The following is a 17428-nucleotide window of genomic DNA, read 5'->3' as shown; positions in this document are numbered from 1 at the left end:
TGCTGGTGCCCGAGCTCCGCCCTGGCGACATCGTCGTCATGAACAACCTCGGCAGCCACAAGGGCGCCGGCGTCGGGGCGGCCATCGAGGCCGCAGGTGCCAACCTGCTCTACCTTCCGCCCTACAGCCCCGACTTCAACCCGATCGAACAGGCCTTCGCCAAGCTGAAAGCCGCGCTTAGAACGGCAGCCGAGCGTAGCCTCGGCGGGCTCTGGGCTGCCATCGGCCGCATCATCGACACCTTCACCCCAGCCGTGTGCGCCAACCACTTCGCCGCCGCCGGCTACGACGCAGACTGATGGGAAAACGCTCTAGTTGCAGAGGATGCATTCGGTGTCCGCTTTGGCTTTGCCGGCTCAGGCGCGAAGCAAGACGTCATGACCCACTTCACTCCCTAATCACTGGGTAGCGGCGCCGTCCCAAGAGCGAGCTCAAAATCGCAGCGGACAGTGTTAATTGTCTGGCTCACCGTCCGCAATTGTCGTGCTAACCGCAGGTGGTCTCGCTCTAAGAAAACAGTCATGCCATGTGATCGTCACCAGCGAGCTAGGCAGTCTCACGCCGACACATCAGTCACACTTCGAGCAGGTCCACAGGCCACGCGCTTCCCGGGCCCGCTCGACGAGATACCCACAGCGGGTGCAATTCGCGCCGTCATCGCCGCTGGCGAAGGGGTCCGCAAAACGCCGCACTGGCACCTTCGGCGAGGGTGGCTTTTCATCATACGGGTTGAGACCCCCGACGGCCTGCGCGCTGTTCAGACCTTCGCCGGGCTCAACATCCGTCGATGCTGGCTGCTGCATCGATGGCTGCCACGCTGGCATAACGTGGACGGTCGGAGGCCGGATCTCGGATGCCGTGGGTTGCGCCTCCTGCAGCAAGGCTGGTGCCGGTGGCTTTGCGCGAAACCCGTCGGGCCAAGCTTCGACGTGAGCATTCCAAGGCGTCGAAGAAGGCTGATCCTTGACCGGGCCTGACGAACGCCGCGCGACATGCACGACTTCAACGACCCGACTGCGGACGGTCCCGGCGCTGTTCTTTCGAGGTGCGGTGACAATGTGCCGCGTTTGGCTGGAAGAGGTAGCTTGTCTGGGTTGGCGCGAAAATACGCGATCAGCGTCTGACATAGGTATCCATTTATAGAGACGGCCGCCTCCACAGGGCGGAACCGATCACGGTCTGTTTCTAGTTAACATGGCTCCCGCACCTTCATACTCAAAACTTTACGAGGTGGCGTTCGGAGATTATGACTTCGTCCAGTTTGCAAAGGCAGCTCGAGTAGCTCTCTTGACAAATGTAAGGTGTGCTTGTCTTTTTTGTCTTGCTACTTGGCAATTGCTTCAACGAGCTCGTAAGGTAGGTTGGTGCAGCAAGTCGCTGACGCTGAATAGCTGTTATCTATCGGCTCCATGGTATGATGACGCCATGGAGCACGCCGAACCGCCCCCGCCTCCCTCGCCCTCACGCCTGCCCTGGGACTTCCATCCGGCGCTGACCGAGGAGCGACTGCGGATCTGCGCCCGCATGCTCGCCAATTCCCGGCGCGACGCCCTGGCCATGGCGAGCTACGAGCTGGGCGACGACCCCTGGTCGGTCGGCTGCCGGGCCTTTGCCTTCGGCCGGCATCGGCTGCAGCGGGCGGCAAGCTCTGGCGACTATCCCTGGCTCGAGGTGCTGGACGACAGCGCCCACTTCGTCTTCGTCATCGGCGGCAATGGCAACGGCGTGCCGGTGCGCTTCTACCGCGGCGCGGCCGAGGAGCCGACCGAGCGCACGCTCAAGCGGCAGGAGGTCGAGGTCCAGCAGCTCTCCCTGGCGCTGCGTGGCGAGGACCGGGTCGAGTGCTTCTGGCCGGTGCCGCTGGAGCTACCCGCCGAAGCCGCTCCCGGCGCCGCTGTGCAACTGCGTCTGATCGCCGACGATGGCTATGCCGGGTCCGACGAGACTGCTAGCCGTCTGGCTCCCCTGCCCCCTGCCCTGCCGCGCCGCAAGCCAGTGGCCAGCAGCGCGCAACGGCCGCAGACCACGCTGTTCTAGCCAAGCCTGCCGGGACGTCCCCATGTCTGCGCATCTCGCGCCCCTGAACCCGGCGCAGCGCGCCGCGGCAACCGCGCCGGCGCCCGTGCTGGTGCTGGCCGGTGCCGGCTCGGGCAAGACCGAGACGCTGATCCGGCGGGTGGCGGACCTCATCCTGGGCGGCGAGCCGCCGGACCGGCTGCTCTGCATCACCTTCACCGCCAAGGCCGCCGGCGAGATGCGGAGCCGCCTTGCCGCCCTGCTCGGGCCGGAGCGGACGCCACGCTGGGTCGGCACCTTCCACGCAGTCATGGCCCGGCTGCTGATTGAGGATGGCGGCGGCGTCCCAGGCCTGCCGCGCGGCTTCGCCATCCTCGGCCAGAACGATGCTCGGGAGCTGCTGATGCAGACCGCCGGCATCCAGGACCTGAAGGAGGCCAGCCTCCTGCAGGAGGCCGTGTCTCTGCTGAAGAATGGCCTGGTGACCGATCCCCGTCGGCTGCCCCGCTCCTCGGTGCTGAGTCGGTTCGAGCCGGAGGTGTTGGCCCAGGCAGCGGCCGTGCTTCCGGCTTATCGGTCGGCGCTGGCGGGACGGCAGGCACTAGACTTCGACGACCTGATCGCCCTGCCGGTCGCGGCCATGCAGGCCGACCCGTCATTGGCTGCGCATTGGTCCTCGCGTTGGGTCGAGATCCTGGTCGACGAGTACCAGGACACCAACCACGCCCAGCATGCGCTGGTGCGCCTGCTGGCCGGCAAGCCCGGCCGGGTCTTTGCCGTGGGCGACGACCTGCAGGCGATCTATGGCTGGCGCGGCGCCGACGTGGCCCATATCCGGCGCTTCGGGAAGGACTACCGGGCCGCTCCCCCTGCCCTCAAGCTGGAGACTAACTACCGCTCGACCCCGACAATCCTGAGCGCCGCCAACGCGATCGCGGCGGGGGACCCGGAGGCGCTGCCGAAGATCCTGCGCCCGGCTGACCCGAAGGCCCCGCCCGGACCCTCGATCACCATCCGGGAAGCGCCGACCGCGGAGGATGAGGGCCGCGGTGCCTTGGCCTGGCTGCAGGCGCTGCGGCGAAGGCAGCCAGAGCTGCCTTGGCGCGCGTGTGCAGTACTGGTCCGGGCTGGCTTCGTCGCGGAACCGATCCTGGCCACGCTGCGCCAAGCAGACGTGCCGGTGCGGCTGGTCACCGACCGGGAGCCCGAGCCGCCGAAGGAGGTTTTGGCCGCCATGGCCTGGCTGCGGTTGGCGATGAGCCGTGGCCGTGGCGGCAAGCCCGGCGCCCATGTCTGGGATCCTGCCGCCGATGATGCCTTCCGCCGGGCCTGCGCCTTTCCGGCACGCGGCATCGGTGGGACGGTGTTCGGGCGATTGCGTGAGCACGCTGCGGAGCGGGGTCTCGCCCTGGCCGCCGCCGTAGGAACACTGCCTGCCACACCGGCAGAGCGGCAAGGGCTCGAGGCAGTGCTCGGCGTGGCTGGCGAGATCGCGGACGGCGTGGCCCGGCGGACACTCGGCCCGGCGGATGCGCTGCGGCTGGCGGCTGAGGCCAGCGAGATCGCGGAGCGGCTGGGCCTCAACGGAAAGCTTGGCCATGCCTGGACGGCCGCGCTGCGGGCGGCGGAGCAGGCCGGCAGCGTGGCGGCCTACTGCGACGGGGCGGCGCTCGGCGCCATACCCGGCGACGCCGAGCCCGCCGACGCCGTGCAGGTGCTGACGCTGCACCGGGCCAAGGGGCTGGAGTTCGACCATGTGATGCTGGCGGGGCTTGAGGAGGGCGTCTGGCCGAATTGGCAGGCGGAGCAGCAGGGCGCGATCGCCGAGGAACGCCGGCTCTTCTATGTCGGCGTCACCCGCGCCCGGCATTCGCTGCGGCTGAGCTGGGTGCAGCGCCGCCGCGACTGGGCCGGCAAGCCATCACGCTTCCTGGCCGAGATCCCGAAGGCGTTGACCGAGACCGGCGCGGCGTCCTGGCAAGCCAAGGGTTCCGGACCGGCCAGCCGCACGGCGGCCCCTCGGCCGGCACGGCCGGTGAAGCCACTGTCCCAAGCCGAGACGGACCGATTGGTCGCCGAGTTCACGGCCCGCAAGGCGGCGAAGGCGCCACACTGATGCCGTGCATGCCGGCGCCCGCGCTCGGCCCATCAAGCGGCCAGTCCGGGTCATGCTAACGACGGTCTGGCATCGGGGCGAGACGGTGAGGCTGCGACCGCCAGCGCATCGTGTGTGGCGGCCCCTTCGGCGGTGTTGTCGAAGATGCACCAGACCTCTCTGTCGAGGCTGGAGAGACGATGCCGCAGTCGGTCGAGATAGGCCTGCGGATAAGGCGAGTAGTACATGCGTGGCGAGCCGTGCAGCCGAAAGTAGGCCAGCGCCTGCCATCCACCAGGCTCGGCGGCGCGCGGGACCGGTGCCGGATCGGCGGCGACACGCGCCACGCGGTGCTCAGCTAGCATCGCATCGACCTCGTCGGTGAACCAACTTGGATACCGCGGCTCGCAGGCCCGGTCCCCGGTGAAGGGATCGCGCAGATGTCGCAGGAAATCGGTTACGAGAGCTTGCTGAAAGACCAGGCTGGGCGGGAGCTGGATCAGCAAGGACCCAAGCTTGGGCCCAAGCAGGCGGACCTCCTCCAGGAACCGCGCGAGCGGCTCTGCGGTGTTGGCGAGCCTTCGGGTATGGGTGACTTCTTTCGGAATCTTCACGGCAAAGCGGAAGCCTGGTGGAACACTGGCGGCCCAACGCTCATAGGTGCTGGGCCTGTGCGGCCGGTAGAAGGACGAGTTGGTCTCGACGGCCGGAACGCGCTGGCTGTAGCGCTCGAGATGACTGCCTTCTTCGGGAAAGAGGTGGGCTGCGCTGGCGGGATTGACTAGCCAACGGTTCCCACCCGCAACGGCTTTGGCGTCTCAATTATGCAGAGTGTCCATCTGCCGCCACATGTGTGGGGATCTCCCAATGGCTCGTCATTCTGCGGCCCGCTGCCGCAGAACGACGTCCCTGCCGGGGGCGGAAGGCAGTAGACGCCGCGTCCGGCGCGCTCGAACCATCCATACACATCGCGCAGCAGGATGCGGCCGGCATCACGCGCGATGACCTTGAGGTCGCGTGGCTGGCGAGTTCCCTCGTGCGGCGCCGCCGCGCAGGCCAGCGCCTGTTGACGGTAGGCCGTCATGACCGGAGTACGCGACGTGCCGCCCTGGGTGGGGTAACCACGCCGGCTTCGCTCGCGCAGCAGCAAGCTGCGGCGCTTGCGGTTGAGGCGCGGCCGGTAGGCTGTTAGCTCGGCCAGCGCCTCGACCAGATGGCGGCCCGGATCGACTGCGAGTAAGCCGAAGCCGAGCAGACGGCGGAGCTTGTAGACGCGCCGGTCCCGGTCCTGCCCACGTTGCGATGACCTGACCGCCAGCTAAACTTCGTTCGCTGCGGCGAAGCGGTCGACGGTCTGCATGACCAGCTCGAGGGTGAAGCCCTTTTTAGCTCCACAACGACGAGCCAGAGCGGCTCAACCCGGCCGCACCGCCGCAATGTCGCAGCCACAAGCCTCGTTTTTGACCTCGTAGCTCAAGCGTTCGAGATGAGCCTTCACCGTCGGGTACAACGAGGTTCCAGGTAACGGTGAGCCATGACGGTCACCCTGTCGCCAGGGCATCGGTCGGCCATTGTCCCCGGCTCTAAGGGCGGCGATCGGAGCGTGCCTCAGCGCCATCAAGCCATTCGCCGAGTTTGGAACAGCGGCGCCGGGCGTTCTCGTTCCCGACCGCAATCGCCAGCGCCTGGCGCTGTCCGACCAGCACCACGAGCCGCTTGCCACGGGTGACGCCGGTATAAAGCAGGTTCCTGGCCAGCATGGCGTAGTGCTAAGAGCTGAACGGAATCACGACGGCTGAGTACTCCAAACCCTGGGCTTTGTGGATGGTTATGGCATAAGCCTGTACCAACTCGTCCAACTTGGCGAAGCCTTACATCAACTCTTGCCCCTCGAAGCTCACCGCCAGCTTGGCCTCCTTTGGATTGATGGCCGACATTAGGCCGAGGTCACCATTGTAGACGTCGCGCTCTTAGTCGTTGGCAACCTGCATCACCTTGTCACCCACCCGTAGCTCCAGCCGAAGCGTTCGACCCGGAGTTCACCGCGTGGATTCAACATCTGATGTAGGGTTATATCCAGCAGCGTTCTCCCAAGCCGCCACGACTCAATGAGCACAGTACCCAGAGGTCCCAGAGCGGACCAGCGCCGAAGTGGGCTTGCATGAAGCTTTTAGGAATATGCAGATTTGGCCAGCACGGCCCCTGCGACGCCGGCGCTTGCTCAGTGCTGCCAGCAAAAGTTTAGCCGGCTAAACCTTTAGTCGCCGCAGTTCGCTTAACGTATCTGTGGCAAGATTAACCTGGTGCATGATACCCCTTCGGCGCGGCATGAAAGGACCGGGGGGTTCCCTGCCGCTTAAGGGAACACGCAATGCTGCGGATTGTCATCAGCAGCCCCAAAGGGGGCTGCGGAAAGACGAACACGGCACGAAATCTCGCCGCTGCTGCTGCACACGACGGCTTTACCGTCTCGACTGCGGATCTCGACCCTCAGCGAAGCTTGACGCGCTGGGCGCGGCGGCGACCGGGCGACGTACCAGGGATTGTGCATTACCAAGTCGAATGGACGGATGCCGAGGCGTTGACAGCAGAGGATGGCATCGAGTCCAGCGATGTCCTCTTCATCGACACCCCGCCGAGCATCGAGGCTCATCCCGTTGAAATGCGCCGCCTCATCACCGTAGCTGACCTCATCCTCGTCCCGTGTCGCGCCTCCTTCGACGATGTGGAATCGGCCGTGCCTTACCTAAAAGCGCTGCGCGCCAGCGGAGCGAAGCCCATCGTTGTCATCAATTTCTCTCGGCCTCGGCTTAATGTCGCTGCCGAGAAGGGGATGCTGCTAGCGGCGGCCGAACTTTGCCCTATCGAGATGGGCGAGCGGGCGGACTACAACCGGGCGGGCTCAAAGGGGTACGGTCTGATCGATATCACTGGCCATGTCGGCAGCGATGAAGTTCGGACCCTTTGGGCTTACGTGAAGCAGCGGCTCGGGATCGATAGTCCATCGACCCAGGAGGAAGCGGAGCCGCAGCCGAAGCCGAAGGCTCGCAGCCGCAAGCGGGAGGCCGCTCATGGCGCGGCTTAGCCCGACAGTCCCAAAGAAACTGCTTGCCGACCGCAGGCCGCCCGTCGAGGTGATGCCTGAAGGGGACGGGCGGATCGAGATCCTGAACGGCGCACTGGTGCGTTATGAGCGCCGCGAGGACTTCGCACGGGAGATCAACGCGCTCTGGCAGCGGGCGCAGGCGACCTTCCTCACCATCGGGACATACCTGAACTTAGCAAAGGAACGGCTCCCCCATGGCGAGTTCAACGCCATGATCGACCGCGATCTGCCATTCTCGCCGCGCACGGCCTTCCAAATTAGAGCGGCGACCGTCGCAATAGAGAGCGGCCGGCTGCCGTCTGATCGGGTGCCGCAAAACTACACGACCATCTACTACCTCTCGACGCTACCTGATGATGCGTTGGAGCAAGCCAAGCAAAGCGGGTTGCTGCGGCCTGACCTTCGACGCTCAGAAGTGATCGCGTTCAAAAAGAAGGTCCTGGGTGGAGGGGAGGCTGAAGTAGAACGCGGCGAAACTACAGCGCGGCGACTTGCCACGCTTCGTCGCCAGAAGGCTGCAATCGAGAAAGAAATTGCGCGGCTCGAACGGGGAGTGGCACAAGATTGTTGAATCAGTTCGATGCTGCGCAGAATCGCTGGTTCGGGTTTGATATTCGTGATGCAGTATCGGATCAACTGTGGCAGCACTCTTACCTGCGGATCTTCGGCAGCTGGTTCGGGCGGTCAAGGCGGGCAGCCCAGTTCGCGAGGCAGCATAAGGGTTCGAGACAAGCTCCTCGGCAAGGCTTTGGTGGTATGGACGCCCCCAATGGCATCGATGTGCCGAAGTGGAGGTGTTGAGTAACCACCAGAAGAGATGTTCGTTGGAACGGACAGGGTCAGGCTGTAACGTGGCACGGATGAAGTGGCGCGGGGAGCGGTAGCCGAGCGCGCTGTGAGGGTGGACCTCGTTGTAGTGGGTGAACCAGGCCGGGAGTGACTGGAGCACGGTCTGGGCATCCGGGCAGGGCCGGACGCGGGCGTAATCGCGCTTGAAGGTGCGGACGAAGGCCTTGGCCATGCCGTTGCTTTGCGGGCTCTGAAGCGGAGTGGTTCTGGGGAGCATGCCGAGGCTACTGGCAAACCGCCGGGTCTCTCGGGCGACGTAGCAGCTGCCGTTGTCGCTAAGCCACTCGATGGCACTAGGCAGACGGTTGACGAGACCGAACCGGCGCTCGATGGCCTCGACCATTATGTCCCGCACGTGCTCAGAGGTGATGCCGCCGGTGGTGCCAATATAGGTGATGGCCTCCCGGTCGCAGCAGTCGAGGGTAAACGCCACCCGGACCGGCTTGCCGTTGTCGCAGGCGATCTCGAAGCCGTCCGAGCACCAGCGTGTGTTGCGGGCCTCGACGGCAACGCGCCCGTCATGGCGGCACCCCACCCGCATGGCGGGTCAGGAGTAGGGTGCTGGCCTTCATGACGCGCAAAACGCGCTTGTGGTTCGGAGGTGGCCAGCCCTCCAGTTCCGCTTGCTAGCGTAGCAGGGCATGGAGCCGCCGGTAGCCGTAGGTTGGCAACTCGGCGATCAGCTCCTTGATGCGGGCCAGGAGGTCGTGCTCCGGCAGGGGCGGTCTACCTCGTTGTTCAGGCGCTGGATTCCTGGCCGATCGAGCGAGGCCAGATCGGGCGACGCCGAGGGCTTCAGCGACGGCCTTCACCGCAGTTGAGCCGCAGAGCGGACCAACGACCTTGCTAGCAAGGGCGCGTGCAGCAGCATTTTTTTGGGTTCGACCTGCTGCAAGGCCTCGTTGAGGCTCTCGGCCTCCCGCGTCATCTTGCCCAGCAGCCGATGGAGCTCACTAAACTACTGTTGTAACGCCCGGTGTTCGGAAGCAGGTGTTCGGAAGCAGGCACGTCGAAGCAATGCTTCGACCCTCGCCCGCAGCCGCCGCGGTGTAGGCCCTCTTGACCGCTAGTTGGCGCTAGGAGAAGAGCTGGTTTGGGTTCACCCCGTGCTGGTGGGCCACTGAGCTCACCGAGGCACCCGGCGCATAGGTCTTATCGACCATGCACACCTTCTCAGTCGCCGACCATCTCTGCCGGCGCTGGATGGAGGTGACGACCTCCACCTTGGGCGACGGACAGTCTTAGACACAGTCATACGCTTACCCCTTACGGAAGTGCGAGACCGTATCTGGGCGTAAAGGGGCAGGCTCAGCCGCATCGCGTCTGCTGCTTGAGCTCTAATATACGAGCGCAGGCGTAGCTACAGTTGTTGGAAGGATTGTTGAGATCAAAAACAGGTTGATTTGCAGGACTGGCCTTGCATCCAGCTACCGCGAGCATTGGCAAAAATCCACTAACAGCCTTCACCTCACGCTTCCAACCTTAACCGGCGCGATCTACGTCAGTGAATGCCGAGAAAGGAATGATTTAGGTGCCGGGCTTCGCAAGGGCGTGGACTTTACCAGGGGCGGCCATCGTCCGTGGGGCAACCGGCGCGCGGGACGGATGAAGGATTACTCCACGGTCGTCGAGTTCCACCTTGGCATGCCGGTAGACTGCCAAGGCTAGCTTCAGGTTTTCGAGAAAAGTGGGCTTGAAGTTGTCCATACGGGCGGTGCCGGCGCCGAACTGGCCCTTGAGGGCCGACCAGCTAACAGGTGTGGACTTTGCCAGGGCATGCAGGCGGTAGGCCAGCCAGGCATAGATGTCCAGCGCCACTGAATTGTTGGCAATGGCCCGGATGGCGGCCTCTTCCACGGGGACGGGGTGCTTGCGCAATTGTTCGAAGAAGACCTCTGAGAGCCTAGCGGTTTCGGTGAACAGGTCGCCTTGCGCCGGGTCTTTGCTGGGGACGAACATGGCTGTGTCAACGACGTTCTGATTGACTAGGCCGACCTTGCCGCCGGCGACCTTAACGTGGAAGGTGAGGCGGCAACGGGCAATGCGTTCAGCTTGCTCCCGAACATCCTTGAGGGACTTGCCGCCGATGGTGATGCCCATACGGGCCAGCCAGTCACGCATGCTGCGCCCTAGCACCACGTCGCGCGAGCCAGTGCGAAGAGCTTCGCTTTGCAGGTAGAGCATGATGAGGCGGGCGCGGCTGCCGTAAGGCACGCCTCCGGGCACCAGTTGTCCTTCGGCATCAGGCCGTAGGCCTGGCTCTACCGCCATTGTCACGCGGTCACTGACGATCTGCCAAGATAGGCCATCAGCCAGCCGACGGTGGGGCAACGCGGCTTGGCACCAACCTGAATAAAGGAAGCCGATGCCAGCTTCTTCATCAGCCATATAAGTGGCTGCAGCCTCAACCACGCTGCGGGCTATATCAGCCTCTAGTGCGCCAACCTTCCCGCGAGCCTCAATGATGTCATGCACGGTGCCCATGGGCTGGAAACATGCGCTGCCGGCGGCGCTATGTCGCTGTGGACTTTGCCAGGGCAGCTACTAGAACAGGATAATTGTTTCTTGTATTAGAAGTAGCCTGCCAAAGTCCACGGGATAGCCCGCTCAAGTCTCTGATTCCGCACGACACTGCTCTAAGTAAAGCCCTGGCAAAGTCCACACCCCTCCTTCCATAGTCCACGCCGCTCCTGTGGATGCTCCTGGCAAAGTCCACACCTCAGGGCTGGGACTCGGCCGGGACTCGCAGAGGCCGCGACAAGCAGGGGCATGTTCCGCATCTCCTAGCAGGCACCGTCAACCGAGCCGAAGTCAGAATAGAGTTTAGCAACTGTGTTTCTGGAACGTGATGGTCCGGCGCAATTGTGGCCCGATCGATCGGACGTTTTGGCAGACTGAAATTGCAGCGGAGTTGCCTTTCGCGGCACTGCTTGACAGTGCAGCCCGAAGGCCTTCCGAGCAGGGTCGCTCGAATTCAAGTTTGACCCCCTAGCTACCAATGCTACTCCCAGCCGAGCTTGTGTTCTTTGATTGTTCCGTAGCTTCGAAGGCCATGGGGGAGGGGGGTATGGCGAGGATTCCGCGCGAGGAGCATGCGACGATCGTCCACAGGGTCGACGTCGAGGGACACAAGGTGGCTGACGTCGCCGCGGCCTACGGCTGCACGCCCGCCAACATCTACGCCATCCTCGCCAAGCAGCGCCGCCAGGGAGCCGGAGACGCGGCTCCAGGCGTGCAGTTACCCAGCCCAGTCAAGGCCGAGCCCGAGGCTAAGGCCAATTCCAGCGCCGCACCCGTGCAGGCTGTCGCAGATGACCTATTCGGTGGCCTGTTGGAGGCTCCACCTGAGCCCCTGCCTCCACCACTGCCGGCTTCCCTCGCGCCCGATGTGCCGCTGACCAAGCAAGAGAAGCCAACGCCGCCAGCGCCACCTTCGCTCGCACAGCCCGACCCGCAGCCAAGGCTTGCTGCTCCCGCCCGCGCCGGGCGCAGCGCGGCGGCGCCAAAGCCGGCAACATCGCCGCGGGCGGGCAAGGCTGGGTACGCCTTGCTGATGCGAGCCAGCGATGGCGAGGAGGCGGTAAACCCCTTCCGCTCGCTCGACGAGCTGCTCTCCGCAGCACAGCCCATCCTGCGGACCGCCGCGCGCAGCCCCGAGCCGGTCTGGTTCTCGATCCAACAAGTCGACCTCGATGCCCTGGGAGACGATGCCTGACGGCGTGGCGGTGAGCAGCCTGATCAAGCTCGTGAGCTCGGGACGTAGCCTCCTGCCCGGTGCCTTGGGATTGTGCCGCACGCGCTGACGAGCCTGGAGGAGGGGGCCGCCACCGGCCTCCCGGAGGCCAAGAGTGATTGGTGGGCTCGGAGGTACGCAGGGGTACGCAGCATTTCCCTCGCGCGCGGGGAGGGTGCGTACCACCCTATTTTGTTGCGGTATTGAAAGTAGGTGGCGCCATCCCCATCTGTGATGGACGAGAGGCATGACCCTGCCGGCGCCCTCGCTCCCTTGATGGCCTAGCGCCGCTTTCAAACTCAAGGGTCGAGCACAAGCCGGATGTCCGCCGGACAGCTCCAGCACATCCCAACGAATGCCTCGTGGCTGGTCCGCGCCGTCCCCGACCGGGCTCAGGGTTGGGTCTTTTGTCTCTCGGCTTCCCTTGTCCAGCATCCCGGCAGGCCTCCAGGGCGTCACCTCGATGTCCTCGATGTCCTCGATGTCCTGGCGGCCTGGCACCACGCATCCGGCACTGAGCCGGCCGCTTCTGCAAACCCTCATTCTGCCAGCGGTGGCAGGAGGATGCCGGCCCAAGGGTCGAGCCTCGCCGCGCCCACCATGACCATGGGGCGCCGGCCCTCCGTCTGCTTCGGCGATACGCCGGGTTGTACCGCCCCTCTCCAACCGGTCTCGGCAGCTTTGAGCCGACCGCAACGGTCCCTTGAGCAAGGCCGAAACCCTGTTGGAGATCACCATGACCCCCATCAGCATCCTCAGCTACTAGGGCAGGCCCATTCGCCTCCGCGGCACCATGCTGAACCTGACAGACATGTGGCGGGCAGCAGGCTGCCCAGAGTACCGGCGCCCCATCCACTGGCTGGTCCTCAAGGAGACCACACGCTTTCGCACCCATGCCCAAACGTACTGGACCGACCCCGATGGGCCGGTCAGCCAAAATATCATCCAGGATGATATTATCCGCCTCGACCCCGATGGCTTCGTGGCCACCGCCCGCGGCCGCCTCGGCGGCACCTGGGCGCACTGGCAGCTCGCCCTGGCCTATGCCCGCTACCTCTCGCCCGAGTTCCACCTCTGGTGCAACACCGTCGTCCGTGCCGCTCTGACGGGCACGACGGCCGGCCCGCAGCCGACCACGATCCGCTGCGGCAGCACCTTTCGAGGCAGTTCCGCGCCCTGCACGACCGGCTCGACACGCTCGAGCGGCATCAGGCGGACCTGATGTTCCTGCAGCTTTCCGCGCAGGAACTCCTCCTCGGCAACCGGCTGGAGTTTACCGAGCTGGGTCGGAGCGTCATCGCCAAGGTGGTGGCGGCCGAGCCCTTCGGTGGCCAGTGTCCGTGCTGTTTGCGCGAGCGTGTCCTCACCGAGGCCGGCCGGGTGGTGCCCGGCGCCGAGTTCGACCACTTCTTCCATCGCAGCCTGAACAAGGCTGAGCATGGGTGGTTGATCTGCGCCGCCTGCCACGACGAGCTGACCCATGGTGGCTATCTCGTCCGCTTCATGCGGGTGCCCGAGTTCCGCGCCTTCCAGGGCGCGGTGTTCGAGCACCGGCGCCGGGAGCGAACCGCTTCCGGAGACCACGTGACCTAGCCACCAGCCGTCCTTTTCTCCTCCAGGGACGGCGCATCGAGCCCCATGACATCAGCCCGAGGTCATGGGGCTTTCTGCGTTTCCAACACCAGTTGATTCCACCGTGCCAGGGCAGAGGCCAGGTCCAGGTGCAATCCCAAACTGCACCTACTCGCGGTTGCTAAATGACGGCGGTATGAGGTTTAACAAAGTTCGAGATGGTCGCCGATTCGCCCTATCGATCGTCACGGCCGTCTCTTTTCAGCGGCACTGGAGCATCAGGCCATGGCGACCAAAAAGCCCATTCCGCCGTCCAAGGCATCGACGCCCGAAGCGAAAAAACCCGTCTCGGCAGCCAAGGCGCCGGTGTCGGCGACCAAGGAAACTAGCTCACCAGCCAAGGCTCCTACCGCCACCACGGTGACCCTCAAGCAACTGGCACCTGCGTTGGCCGAGACAAGCAATCTCAGCAAGCAGCAGAGCGAAGCCATGCTCAATTCCCTGGTTGAAATGGTGACCGAACGGCTGAAGGCCGGTGACAAGGTTCGCCTGACAGGATTGGGCATTCTGCAGGTGCGCGATCGTCCGGCTCGTACCGGCCGTAATCCAGCCACCGGGCAGCCGATCGAGATCAAGGCCAGCAAGAAGATTGCCTTTACGGCATCCAAGGAACTCAAGGACGCTGTGTGAAGCCTGTTGCGCCCATTACCGGAAAGCACCGTCGCCTGAGCGTTCTCCAAGTTAGGCAGCTGGTTGCGAAGGATGGGCATTGAACCGAGCCTTCAATCGATGCCCACCGCCGCCGACCGTGTGGCATCGCTTGGGTTGGTGCGGTCGATTTACCTCGCGTCGGGGACTTGCGATGCAGCCTGATGGTTGCGGGGCGGGCTGGGAGCAGCACTACCTCCTGACGGCAGGGATCTCCCACCAAAGCTGTGATCAGCTGGTGCGACTGCCTCCCCCGCACCCAGCCAGTTCTTGCTTACCTCCTGCTCACATCGGGTTGGCAGTCACAAACAGGCGTCGGCCTGCCTCTCTCATACGCTTGCTGACGCTTGCTGGAGGCGGTGGGGACCAAACCACCAAATTCCACTCAGTCACCCCCAGCTGAGGAAACTGCAGGCGATGGTGGTGTGCGCGACCTCAACGAGTTTGGCCGAGAGTTCGGCGCAGGACACCGTCTCCAAACATGCTCAGCCCGACACAGCGGCGAGGGTACGAGATGAAGTACCGTCCGGCGTCAACCACTCCCGGAGCTTCGACCAGCGCCGGCGGGCGCCCTGGTTGCGGACCGCGATGGCCAAGGCCCGGCGCTGTCCGACCAGCACGACCAGCTTCTTGCCGCGGGTCACGCCTGTGTAGAGCAGGTTGCGGGCCAGCATGGCGTAGTGCTGCGTCGTGAGCGGGATCACCACGGCCGGGTATTCTGACCCCTGCGCCTTGTGGATGGTGGTGGCATAGGCCAGCACCAGCTCGTCCAACTCACCAAAGCCGTAGGTCACCGGGCGGCCGTCGAAGCTGGCGGTGAGCTCACCGGCTTCCAGGTCGATGCCGGTGATCACCCCCAGATCGCCGTTGAACACCTCGCGGTCATAGCTGTTGGCCACCTGCATGACCTTGTCGCCGAGGCAGTAGGTCCAGCCAAAGCGCTCGACCCGAAGCTCGCCCGGCGGGTTGAGCGCCTGCTGCAGCTCGAGGTTGAGCGCCCGCGCGCCCAGTCCGCCCCGGTTCATCGGGCATAGCACCTGGACGTCACGGACCGGATCGAGCCCAAACCGGGCCGGGATGCGCTCGCGCACCATGGCCAGCAGCTTGCGGACGCCGTCCTCCGGCTCGTCGGCCTCCACGAAAAAGAAGTCGCTACCTGCGGCCGGCTTGAGCTCGGGCAGCTGGCCGCGGTTGATGCGGTGCGCGTTCACCACGACCCGGCTCTCGGCAGCCTGGCGAAATACCTCCGTCAGCCGCACCACCGGCACGGCGCCCGAGCCGATGATGTCGGCCAGCACTTGCCCAGGCCCGACGCTCGGCAGCTGATCCACGTCGCCGACCAGCAGCAGAGCCGCGCTGTCCGGCAGTGCTCGGAGCAGGGCCCGCATTAAGGGCACGTCCACCATCGAGGTCTCGTCCACCACCAGCAGCTCGCAGGCCAGTGGGTTTATCTCGTCGCGCTTGAACCCGCCCGTCTTGGGGTCGCTCTCCAGCAGGCGGTGAATGGTCCGGGCCTCGAGGCCCGTGCTCTCGGTCAGGCGCTTGGCCGCCCGGCCCGTTGGGGCACACAGGGCCACCCCCACCCCCTTGGCCCGGAGCACCTGCAGGATGGAGTTGACCAGCGTGGTCTTGCCCACGCCGGGGCCACCGGTGATCACCAGCACCTTGGAGGACAGCGCCAGCCGCAGCGCCTCCCGCTGGCTGGCGGCCAGGGCGAGGCCGGTCCGGCCTTCGACCCAGGGGATCGCCTTCCCCGCATCGATCGCCGGCCAGGGCTGCCGGCCGGTGGCGAGGCGTTCCAGCCGCTCGGCGATGCTCTGCTCGGCGCGGTATAGGCCGGCCAGGAACACGCACCGCTCGCCCTCGAGCGTGTCGGCCACCACCTCGCCAGCCTCGAGCTCGAGGCCGAGCGCGATCCGAATCAGCTCGGAAGGGACGTCCAGCAGCTGCCCCGCAAGCGCGGTCAGCTCCCCCAGAGGCAGACCGCAGTGCCCCTCACCGGTGGCCTCGGCCAGGGCGAAGGAGATGCCGGCACGGACCCGGATCATCACTGTGGGCTCGATGCCGAGCTTGCCGGCAACGATGTCGGCGGTGCGGAAGCCGATGCCGCGGATGTCGCGGGCCAGCCGGTAGGGGTTCTCGGTGATGACCTGCACGGCGTTGGCGCCATAGGTCTTGTAAATCCGCACCGCCCGCGAGGTCCCAACCCCGTTGGCATGCAGGAAGAGCATGATCTCGCGGATCACCTTCTGCTCCGCCCAGCCCGCAACGATCCGGGCCGCGCGCTTGGGCCCGATGCCGGTGACCTCGCGCAGCCGGTCGGGCTCAGCCTCAATCAGCTCGAAGACAGCCGTGCCGAATGCGCGCACCAGCTTCTTGGCATAGACCGGCCCGATCCCGCGGATCATGCCGGAGCCGAGATACTTCTCGATGCCGTCCAGCGTGGTGGGCTGCGTCGCCTTCAGGAACCCAGCCCGAAACTGCAGGCCATGGGTGCGGTCGTTGATCCAGGTGCCGGAGAGCTGGACCCACTCGCCAGCCGAGATCGAGGCCGCATGCCCAACCACGGTGACCAGGTCACGCTGCCCACGTGCCTTGACCCGCAGCACGCAGAAGCCGCTCTCAGCGTTGTGGTAGGTGACCCGCTCGACGAGGCCGGCTAGCGCCTCGGTCGGCGGACCATGGCCAATAGGCGGAGACGAGGCAATCGCAGCGGGCACCGCTGGAGGATGACGCTGTTTTGCCGCCAATGCGAGAGCCGCTACCTCCAAGGAGGTGAAACGCCGGCTGACGTGGTCGGCATCTTTCCCTCCAAGGCGTCCATGCTGCGGCTGATTGGCGCCGTGCTGCTCGAAGCGGATGACGAGTGGCAACTGCAGCACCGTTACATGGGTACCGAGGCCATGGCCGAGATCCTCACCCCAGCGGCCGCCAACGACACCCCGCAACTTCCACCCAAGGTCGCCTGAGCTGTGGCTACCTCACGCCCACCAGCAATTTCCACCAACTTGACGGGCACTACCCTCGAAGATCGTGTTCCCGAAGTAGTCGTCGCGCGCATAGTACGCCGCGTCCCAGGGCAAGCTCAGCTGATCCCGGTCCACTTCCACTGGCAAGGGGAAACCGGCGACCTGCTGGATGCTTGCCGTAATCGCCGGGTACTTCTCCGCTCGGTAGGCCGCGATCGCGCGGCGTTCTGCCAAGCCAACCGTACTCTGCGCACCGAGACGCGTCCGGGTGAGAAGCACTGTGGTGGAAAGAGTGGCAAGAAAGCCGAAGATGCTACGCTGCGTGACCATCACGTTCTCCCAATCTGTTTTGGAAATGGAGCGTCCCGCATCCGGGCGAC

Annotated in this window: 13 protein-coding genes and 4 pseudogenes; 10 read left to right on the top strand and 7 right to left on the bottom strand. The window is 65.0% G+C overall.

Translation table 11 applies throughout. From position 1 onward, the window contains the following. The 3 genes from JMJ56_RS27285 to JMJ56_RS27275 all read left to right on the top strand — a co-directional run. Positions 1-299: transposase (locus JMJ56_RS27285; protein WP_202834906.1), on the top strand; the 299-nt coding region annotated here is incomplete at its 5' end. A 1126-nt stretch (positions 300-1425) separates the two neighbouring features. Further along, positions 1426-2037, top strand: coding sequence for a hypothetical protein (locus JMJ56_RS27280; protein WP_202834905.1), 612 nt, complete (start codon positions 1426-1428; stop codon positions 2035-2037). Positions 2038-2059: 22 nt separating this feature from the next. Beyond that, positions 2060-4132 (top strand): ATP-dependent helicase, encoded by a 2073-nt coding sequence (locus tag JMJ56_RS27275; RefSeq protein ID WP_202834904.1) that lies wholly within the window; start codon positions 2060-2062, stop codon positions 4130-4132. Positions 4133-4182: 50 nt separating this feature from the next. Here JMJ56_RS27275 and JMJ56_RS27270 read toward each other — a convergent pair. The 3 genes and pseudogenes from JMJ56_RS27270 to JMJ56_RS36260 all read right to left on the bottom strand — a co-directional run. Then, positions 4183-4794 (bottom strand): annotated as a pseudogene (locus JMJ56_RS27270) (DUF72 domain-containing protein); the annotation flags it as partial. Between the two features lie 98 nt (positions 4795-4892). Further along, positions 4893-5324, bottom strand: coding sequence for a DUF2161 family putative PD-(D/E)XK-type phosphodiesterase (locus JMJ56_RS35685; RefSeq protein ID WP_407927959.1), 432 nt, complete (start codon positions 5322-5324; stop codon positions 4893-4895). A 370-nt stretch (positions 5325-5694) separates the two neighbouring features. Continuing rightward, a pseudogene (locus JMJ56_RS36260) lies at positions 5695-5880 on the bottom strand (ATP-binding domain-containing protein); the annotation flags it as partial. Between the two features lie 602 nt (positions 5881-6482). Between JMJ56_RS36260 and JMJ56_RS27255 the strand changes: the two are divergent. Both JMJ56_RS27255 and JMJ56_RS27250 read left to right on the top strand, forming a co-directional pair. Further along, on the top strand, positions 6483-7196 hold the full coding sequence (locus JMJ56_RS27255) for a ParA family protein (RefSeq protein ID WP_202834903.1): 714 nt from the start codon (positions 6483-6485) through the stop codon (positions 7194-7196). Then, positions 7183-7788: a hypothetical protein gene (locus JMJ56_RS27250; RefSeq protein WP_202834902.1), complete on the top strand. Its 606-nt coding sequence runs from the start codon at positions 7183-7185 to the stop codon at positions 7786-7788. Before JMJ56_RS27255 ends, JMJ56_RS27250 begins: the two co-directional genes overlap by 14 nt. A 279-nt stretch (positions 7789-8067) precedes the next feature. On the opposite strand, the pseudogene JMJ56_RS27245 reads toward JMJ56_RS27250, so the two are convergent. Further along, positions 8068-9289 (bottom strand): annotated as a pseudogene (locus JMJ56_RS27245) (IS3 family transposase); the annotation flags it as partial. Between the two features lie 304 nt (positions 9290-9593). After that, the gene (locus JMJ56_RS27240; RefSeq protein WP_202834901.1) at positions 9594-10550 is read right to left on the bottom strand and encodes a replication protein RepA; all 957 of its coding nucleotides are present in this window, start codon (positions 10548-10550) and stop codon (positions 9594-9596) included. A 583-nt stretch (positions 10551-11133) separates the two neighbouring features. On the opposite strand from JMJ56_RS27240, the gene JMJ56_RS27235 reads away from it, so the two are divergent. The 4 genes from JMJ56_RS27235 to JMJ56_RS27220 all read left to right on the top strand — a co-directional run bounded on the left by JMJ56_RS27235 (position 11134) and on the right by JMJ56_RS27220 (position 14061). Next, on the top strand, positions 11134-11781 hold the full coding sequence (locus JMJ56_RS27235; RefSeq protein WP_202834900.1) for a hypothetical protein: 648 nt from the start codon (positions 11134-11136) through the stop codon (positions 11779-11781). A gap of 811 nt (positions 11782-12592) precedes the next feature. Beyond that, positions 12593-13021, top strand: coding sequence for a KilA-N domain-containing protein (locus JMJ56_RS27230; RefSeq protein WP_202834899.1), 429 nt, complete (start codon positions 12593-12595; stop codon positions 13019-13021). Beyond that, positions 13021-13392, top strand: coding sequence for a hypothetical protein (locus JMJ56_RS27225; RefSeq protein WP_202834898.1), 372 nt, complete (start codon positions 13021-13023; stop codon positions 13390-13392). The genes JMJ56_RS27230 and JMJ56_RS27225 overlap by 1 nt, the downstream gene beginning before the upstream one ends. Positions 13393-13656: 264 nt before the next feature. Further along, positions 13657-14061, top strand: coding sequence for an HU family DNA-binding protein (locus JMJ56_RS27220; RefSeq protein ID WP_202834897.1), 405 nt, complete (start codon positions 13657-13659; stop codon positions 14059-14061). A 503-nt stretch (positions 14062-14564) separates the two neighbouring features. On the opposite strand, the gene recD2 is transcribed toward JMJ56_RS27220, so the two are convergent. Next, positions 14565-16799: an SF1B family DNA helicase RecD2 gene (gene recD2 / locus JMJ56_RS27215; RefSeq protein WP_328702483.1), complete on the bottom strand. Its 2235-nt coding sequence runs from the start codon at positions 16797-16799 to the stop codon at positions 14565-14567. Positions 16800-16845: 46 nt separating this feature from the next. On the opposite strand from recD2, the pseudogene JMJ56_RS27210 reads away from it, so the two are divergent. Beyond that, positions 16846-17048 (top strand): annotated as a pseudogene (locus JMJ56_RS27210) (transposase); the annotation flags it as partial. 12 nt (positions 17049-17060) lie between these two features. On the opposite strand, the gene JMJ56_RS27205 reads toward JMJ56_RS27210, so the two are convergent. After that, positions 17061-17378: a hypothetical protein gene (locus JMJ56_RS27205; RefSeq protein ID WP_202834896.1), complete on the bottom strand. Its 318-nt coding sequence runs from the start codon at positions 17376-17378 to the stop codon at positions 17061-17063. Positions 17379-17428: the final 50 nt, after the last annotated feature.

Origin of the sequence: Belnapia arida (assembly GCF_016773205.1) — a bacterium.
GTDB classification, from domain to species: Bacteria; Pseudomonadota; Alphaproteobacteria; order Acetobacterales; family Acetobacteraceae; genus Belnapia; species Belnapia arida.
This window is presented reverse-complemented; position numbering and strand designations above follow the sequence as displayed.